The organism is Streptomyces mesophilus (assembly GCF_011044995.1).
In the GTDB taxonomy this organism is placed as follows: Bacteria; Actinomycetota; Actinomycetes; order Streptomycetales; family Streptomycetaceae; genus Streptomyces; species Streptomyces mesophilus.
Genome location: NZ_JAAKZW010000327.1, coordinates 1 through 6,948, shown reverse-complemented (window position 1 = coordinate 6,948; position 6,948 = coordinate 1). Strand labels below are relative to the sequence as shown.

General features: G+C 69.7%; 6 protein-coding genes. 4 read left to right on the top strand and 2 right to left on the bottom strand.

Annotated elements, in window-relative coordinates; genetic code table 11:
• On the bottom strand, window positions 1–702 hold a 702-nt coding region (locus tag G6045_RS38140), incomplete at its 3' end, for a TerD family protein (protein WP_165336831.1).
• 184 nt (window positions 703–886) lie between these two features.
• On the opposite strand from G6045_RS38140, the gene G6045_RS38135 reads away from it, so the two are divergent.
• The 3 genes from G6045_RS38135 to G6045_RS38125 all read left to right on the top strand — a co-directional run bounded on the left by G6045_RS38135 (window position 887) and on the right by G6045_RS38125 (window position 2,921).
• On the top strand, window positions 887–1,462 hold the full coding sequence (locus tag G6045_RS38135) for a dihydrofolate reductase family protein (RefSeq protein WP_165336830.1): 576 nt from the start codon (window positions 887–889) through the stop codon (window positions 1,460–1,462).
• 84 nt (window positions 1,463–1,546) lie between these two features.
• A complete protein-coding gene (locus G6045_RS38130; RefSeq protein ID WP_206344727.1) occupies window positions 1,547–2,080 on the top strand; it encodes an RNA polymerase sigma factor in 534 nt (177 codons plus the stop codon).
• 1 nt (window position 2,081) lies between these two features.
• Complete coding sequence (locus G6045_RS38125) at window positions 2,082–2,921, top strand: hypothetical protein (protein ID WP_165336828.1); 840 nt, start codon at window positions 2,082–2,084, stop codon at window positions 2,919–2,921.
• A gap of 65 nt (window positions 2,922–2,986) precedes the next feature.
• On the opposite strand, the gene G6045_RS38120 is transcribed toward G6045_RS38125, so the two are convergent.
• On the bottom strand, window positions 2,987–6,304 hold the full coding sequence (locus tag G6045_RS38120) for a S8 family serine peptidase (RefSeq protein ID WP_165336827.1): 3,318 nt from the start codon (window positions 6,302–6,304) through the stop codon (window positions 2,987–2,989).
• 272 nt (window positions 6,305–6,576) lie between these two features.
• Between G6045_RS38120 and G6045_RS42455 the strand changes: the two genes are divergently transcribed.
• A complete protein-coding gene (locus G6045_RS42455; RefSeq protein WP_352254655.1) occupies window positions 6,577–6,660 on the top strand; it encodes a putative leader peptide in 84 nt (27 codons plus the stop codon).
• Window positions 6,661–6,948 lie beyond the last annotated feature (288 nt).

The following is a 6,948-nucleotide window of genomic DNA, read 5'->3' as shown; positions in this document are numbered from 1 at the left end:
GTGCGGTACTTGGGGGTGGGCGTCCTGGGGTGTGTACGCGGCGGCAGGTGCCGGATGAGGGGCGGCGTACCCCGGGGCGGCAGGGGTCGCGGGAGCCGCGGGAGCCGCGGGGACGTAAGCCGGTGCGGCATACGCGGGCGTCTGGGCGGGAGCGGTGGCCGGCGCGGGCGCCGCCCCGTCCACCACGATCCCGAAGTCCGTCGCGAGACCGGCGAGCCCCGTGGCCCACCCCTGCCCGACCGCACGGAACTTCCACACCCCGTCGCGCCGGTAGAACTCCCCGAGTACGAAGGCCGTTTCGGCCGCCGCGTCCACCACCGGGTAGTGCGCGACCGGCGTCCCCGACGCGGCGCTCACGGCCTGCACGTAGAGTCCCGGCACCGCGCCGAACGTGCCGCCCTCGCACGAGGCCGCGATCACCACGCGCTGGACGACGGGTTCGATCCGTGCGAGATCGAGTTCGAGCCACTGCGCGAGCTGTCCGCCGCCTTCGGTCGCCCCCAGATGGCTCACCGCGCCGGAGGGGTGCCGGGGTTGGTTGTAGAAGACGAGATCGGCGTCCCCACGCACCTTGCCGGCGGCGTCGAGCAGCAGGGCGGAGGCGTCCACGGCGGGCGAGCCGGACTGTGCGAGGCGGCTCACGGCCACCCGGAGCACCTCGGTGGGCACCGGCACATTGGCGCCCTTGATCATGTGCGACATGTGCCCATAGTTGCAGTTCAACTCCCGTGAGTCGATGAGTAGTTCGATGTTTGCGTTCGTAAGCAGAAGGGGTGAAACAGGGGACATGGGCGGCGATGAGTTTTACGGCCGGAGCCGGTCTGCCCCGTAACGATTGCTCACACGTATTGCTCACACGTATTGCTCACACGTAAGGAGAACCCTCATGAGCGCCACCTACACCTTCGATGTCTTCTCCAGCCTCGACGGCTACGGCGCCGCCGGCGGCGACTGGACTGGCTACTGGGGCAAGCAGGGCCCCGAGCTCCTGGAGCACCGGCTCGCCCTGTACGAGGAGGAACAGCGGATGGTCTTCGGGGCCACCACGTTCGGGCTGTTCAAGGAGATGCTCGCGAACAGCACCGAGGACGCCGATGTGCGCGACCCCTGGGTCACGCGGATGGTGAACACGCCGATGACGGTGATCTCGAACTCGCTGAAGGAACCTCTCGACTGGCCGGACGCGACGGTCGCGCGCGGCGATGCGGTCGAGATCGTCGCCCGCCTGAAGGAGGAGTCGAAGGTGCCGCTGCGCTCGCACGGCAGCCTGACCCTCAACCGGGCGCTGCTCGCGGCCGGTCTGGTCGACCGGGTGCACGTGACGCTGTTCCCCGTCATCACCGGCCGCACCGGGCTCGACCCGATTTTCCAGGGCGCCGAGGACTTCGACCTGGAACTGCTCGAGCACCGCACGCTCGACGGCAGCATCCAGGAGCTCGTCTACCGGCCGACGCTGCACTGACAAACTTCCCCCACCTCGGGGCGAACGTTTCGCCCCGCCCCCGCGTCGTAAGGGCAGAACGGGGTGAGGAAGGGGTGGGCTTTGCTGCGCAGAGGGACGCTTCGGCGCGGGCGGGGAGCGGAAGAGGGGGAGCCGCGGGACCCCCTGGACCCGGCGCAGGTGAGCCGGGTCCGGGCGGTCCTCGCGCTCGGCGGCGTGCCCGCGTCCGAACTGCCGGACGGGGTGCAGCAGGTGCGCCTCAAACTGCTCGAACGGGCCGCCGACGGACGCGAGGCGCCGCGTGACGTGTCCGCCTGGGCCGCCGTCGTCGCCTCCAACTGGGCGATGGACTACCACCGGGCACGCCGCCGCCAGGAGCGACTGGGGGAGCGGCTCGCCTCACTGCGTGCGGAGAGCCATGCGGTGGAGGAGAGCAAGGTGCTCTCGATGGCGGTCGCGAAAGGGCTCGACGAACTGACCGACACCCAGCGGCAGGTGGTCGTGCTGCGGTTCTACGCGGACCTGTCCGTACGCGGGATCGCGGAACGGCTCGGCGTCCCCGAAGGCACGGTCAAGAGCAGGCTGCACGGTGCGGTACGGGCCCTGCGCGCGCGGCTGCACGAGGGCGAGGTGGTGTGACGTGGCCGGCGACAAGAGTTTCGGGACCGATGCGTACGAGCCGGACGACCTGCTGATGGCGGCGATCACCGGTACGGACGTGCCGGACGAACTCGCTCACGACGCGGGGTATCAGGCCGCGCTCGGAGACCTCGATCAACTGCGCTGTGCACTGCGCGAGTTGGGTGACGAGCTCGCCGCCGAGCCGGCCGGGGAGCCGGTGCCCGCTCCGGCTGCGGTGCCGCCTCGTGTGCGGCCGGCAAGGGTACGGACGCGCCGGCTGTTCGCCGTATCGGTACGGGTGGCCGTCGCGGCCTGCGCGCTCGCCCTGTTCGGGGGGCTGTTCTGGCTGGGAGCGCAGAACGGGATGAACCTGGACGCGGCGGACTCGGACAAGAGCGCCGGGGAAGGCGTTCGAGGGCCCGCGCACGACAGCGGTGGCGACCACAAGGAGGGCGAGGGTCAAAAGGGTGCCGCCTCCCGCGCGCCCGACTCCGACTCCGCCCAGAGCGACGCCGGTTTCAGCCGCGCCGAGCAGATCGCCTGCACGAAGATCCTCGTGGAGGGGAAGGCCACGAAGCTGGTGCCGCGCAAGGACGGCAAGGTGGACGTCACGGTCAAGGTCGACCGTTGGTACCGGCCCGAGCGTGCCGTGGCCGAGGAGCCGACCATGACGGTCGCTCTGCCTGCGCCGGTCGCCTCGGATATCGAGCGTGGTGAGCTCGTTCTGATCAGTGTGTACCGGCATGCGGAGGACGGTTACGACGCCGAGACGGGGTGGGGTGTGGGGGACGTACGGCCCGAGCTCTTGGAAGCTCTGCCGGAGTCCCGCACCCTCGACTGCCCGAAGCCGTTGCGGTGAGAAAAGGGCGGGCGCCCGGAAATCCGGACGCCCGCCCCTGTTTCGTGACCGTCAAGTGCTGACCGTTACGGAACGACCTTCTCGATCCGCACGCTGCCCGAACCGGCAGCCGTGCCCTTGCCGTTCAGGACGCGGACCTCGCCGAAGAACTGGCGTCCCTCGGGTGCGGCACCGGCGACCACGACCTCCGCGGAGACCGCGGCCGACGCACCCTGCGCCAGGTCGATGCTCTTCGAGCCGTCGACCTTCAGCTCGCCGAGCGACGGCGCGAAGTACAGGTCGAGGTAGTCGAAGGCCGTCGTCCCGGCCGGGACGTCATAGCCGTCCACGACCGCGATGTACTCACCCGCGGCCGGCTTCGGCAGCGAGACGGCCTCCTCCGAGTCGCCGTCCGCGGCCGAACCGACCAGCGTGCGCACGCCGTTCACCACGCGGTAGACGGCGAGGTCCAGGTCGGCGCCCTTGTCGGCGGTGTTGCCGATCGCCACGTCGAGCCGCTCGGCGCCGGCCGGAACCGTCACCGCGTACTCCTGCGACGCGTGGTGCGCGATCGTCGGACGCTCCTGCTTCGACGACCCCAGCGAACCGCCGGCCAGCTTGCCGCCGGTGATCGGACCGAAGTTGTTGGTGACGTTCCAGTTCACCGCGGTCGGGGTGCCGATCTTCGCCTCGGCGACGGTCTGCACCGCCGGGTCGAAGGTGACACCGAGCGCGGTCGCCGTCAGCTCGTACGGGTTGTCGAGCAGCGGCGACGTACGGCGGGACTCGACCTCGATCTCCCAGACACCCGGCTGAGGGTTCGCGTACGCACGCAGGTCGGGGCGGCAGGTGTTGGCCGGGTTGGTGTAGTTCGGGTAGCAGTTCGGCGTGCCGGTCGGGTCGACCGGGACACCGTACGGGTGGATCGCGATGAAGCGGGTCTGGCTGCCCGCCTTCAGACCACCGAGCGCGACCTCGAAGGTCTTGGCGCCCGCGGGGACCGTCACGAAGTACGACTTGTGGCTGTTGCGCTGCACCGAGCCCGAGGCCTTGAAGGCGTACGAGGGCTTGGCGAGCTGGGCCGAGGCGACCACGGTCGTCATGATCTGACGGTCGACGCCCTCGGTGCGCTCGTCGTCGAGCTCCAGGATCGCGCTGTGGATCCCGGCGGAGCCGGCCTTCGCCTGGACCTTCACGGTCACCGGCTTGTCGAGCGGCAGCGAGACCTCGTCGTCACCGAGGACACGGAACGTGCCGTCGTTGTTCTTGAAGTCCAGCTCGTGCTCCACCGCACGGCTCGAACCCGACGTACGCGTGACCGTGACGTCGTACGTCTTGCGCTCGCCGACCTTCAGGCCGCCCTCACGGTCGTAGAGACCGGTGCCGAAGCCGGGCGTGGCCAGGAACTCTTCGATCGCGGTGTCGACCGGCGCCGAGACCTTGTAGCCGTGCGCGGTCGCGCCGTCCTCGATGGACTCCCACGCGTCCTCGATGTCGATCAGACCCGCGCCCTCTTCGTGCGCCTTGACGCCCGGGATGTGGTTCGCGGTCGAGGTGAGCGCGGTGCGCAGGGTGAGCGGCGAGAGCTCGATCTTCTTCTGCTTCGCGGCCGAGATGAGCAGCGCCGAGGCGCCCGCGGCCTGCGGGGACGCCATCGAGGTGCCCTGCAGCATCGAGTAGCCGGCCGGCAGGGTGTAGCCCGCCTCGGCGACCGGGCTGCCGGGGATCCAGGTCTGCGTGGTGTTGATCGCCGCACCCGGGGCGGACAGGGTCGGCGTGAAGCCGCCGTCCTCACGCGGGCCGCGCGAGGAGAACGGCATCATGGCGTACCGCTTCTCCACGCCCGAGCCGTAGTTGGCGGCCCAGGTCTCCTTGGAGATGGTCGCGCCGACCGAGATCACCTTGTCGGCGAGCGCGGGGTCGCCGATGGTGTTGGTGCCCGGGCCGCTGTTGCCGGCCGAGATCACCAGCTGGACGCCGTACTCGTCGATGAGACGGGTGTAGAGCGCGGCGCGCGCGTTGTTGCCGTCGTTCAGCGGCGGCAGACCGCCGATCGACATGTTCACGATGTCCACGCCACGGTTGGTGACGAGGTCGATCATGCCCTCGGTGAGCGCGACGTTGGTGCAGCCGCCGCCCCACGAGCAGGCACGCGAGGAGACCAGCTTGGCGCCGGGCGCCGCACCGTTCATCCGGCCGCCGAACAGCGAGTTGGCGGCGGTGATGCCGGCGACGTGGGTGCCGTGCTCGGACTCGATGATGCCGATGTTGACGAAGTCGGACTTGGCGCCCGCGGCGTTGTAGACGACGTCCTTGCGGATCTCGACCACGAACGGGACGCGCTCGACGACGTCGGTCGCCGGGTTGTCGGTGCCGAAGTAGCCGACCTGGAAGCCGTTCTTGTACGGCTTCATGGCTTCGTCGTTGGTGAAGTTCTTGTCGTCGTTCAGGTCGACGCGGACCGTTCCCGCGGCCGCGTCGTACAGGACGCCCCACAGGTCGGTGGTGTCGCCGTCCCGGTTCAGGTCACCGTTCGCGTCGCCGCCGGTGGAGGCGGACTCGCGGAAGTACTGCACCTGGTAGCTGCCCGCGGGGGCGGTCCAGGTCTTGCCGTCGAAGGTGAACGTCGGCCCGGCCACCGGGGCCACCGCGTTCATCCGCCGCCAGGTCGCGTCGCCGTCGATGACCGGGTCGGTCGCGGTGACCCAGTCGACGATCTTGCGCTCGCCCGTGGTGGTCTTCTGCAGCGCCGGGTGGCCGAGGTCGACACCCGAGTCGAGGATGCCGATGGTCACCCCGCGGCCGTCGGCCTTCGGGTTGTCCTCCACGAAGTCGACCGCGCCCGTCTCGAAGGACGGGTTGTACGGGTTCTTCGCGGGGGTCTTCTTGCCCGGCGCCGGGTACGAGCCGGGAGCCGTGCCCCCGGCGCTCTGCGCGCCCTTGGCGCGGTCGCCGGCCGGCGTCGGGTCGTCGAGCTCGATCTCCTGGAGCAGATCGATGCCCTTGACCGAGGACAGCTTCGTCGCGTCCTGGATGACGGCCTTGGCCTTCGAGGTCGGCACGGTCGCCCGGACGTAGCCGAGCTTGTCGTTCCGCTTGCCGACGATGCCGCCCTCGACCTCGTCGAAGGTCTGCGCGGCCTGCTCGGTCGCGCCTTGCGTGGTGGCCACCATGACCGTGACGGTCTTCTCGCCTTCGGCCTCGGCCTGGGCGAGCAGCTTGGCGTCGTCGGAGCCGAGCTTCTCGGCCGCGGACTTCGCGGGAGCGGGCTCACCGCCAGGATCGGCGGAGAAGGCGGGCACGGGCCCTGCGGCGCCGAGCGCCGCAACAAGCCCTGCCGCCACGGCTATTCGGGCCGCGCGTCTGGCACCCGGTCGGGGTGCGCGCGGGGATTCGAGCGTCATCTGCGTCCCTGTGTGAAAGACGGGCAGGAAAAGGAAAGTCACTGCGAAATTCGGTCCGCAATCCGGTGCCGAATGACCGCTCAGCATTACGTACGGGACTGCTGTTTGAGGAGGGCCGCCCGTGGCGAGTAGAGGTCATGGCGTACTTCCGCCATACGCCAGCGGGGGTAAAGCGGTCGATACACGACCGAACGGCCCAGGCTTCCTCGCGTATGTCCGCAGAGCGAGACGATGATTGACCGCAGAAGGATCAACTCGCTACGTTCGGCGACATGTTGCGTTCAGTCATGCTCACCACGCGCGGTCACATCGACCTGCTGCGGGTGGCCTCCGCCGCGTGTCGTCGCGGCCGCTGACCCCTCTGCGCAGCTTTTCCCGCTGAGCCCCGGTGGCCTTTGCGTGCCTCCCGGTGCTCTTTGCATGCCTCTTTGAATTCGGTGCACTGTTTTCCGTGCGCCGCCGCCGAGGCGTGATTCCCGGCCGCCCTGCGCGCGCCGTCCGGCAGACCCCGTAAAGGGCCCTCGTACGCCTGGAGTTCCGATGACCGTCAGTCATGCCCCACCCCAACCCGGCGCACCCGAAATATCCCTGCAAAAGCGGCAGGTGCCCGCCTCTGCCCCCGACCTTGAACCCCTCCTCTCCAC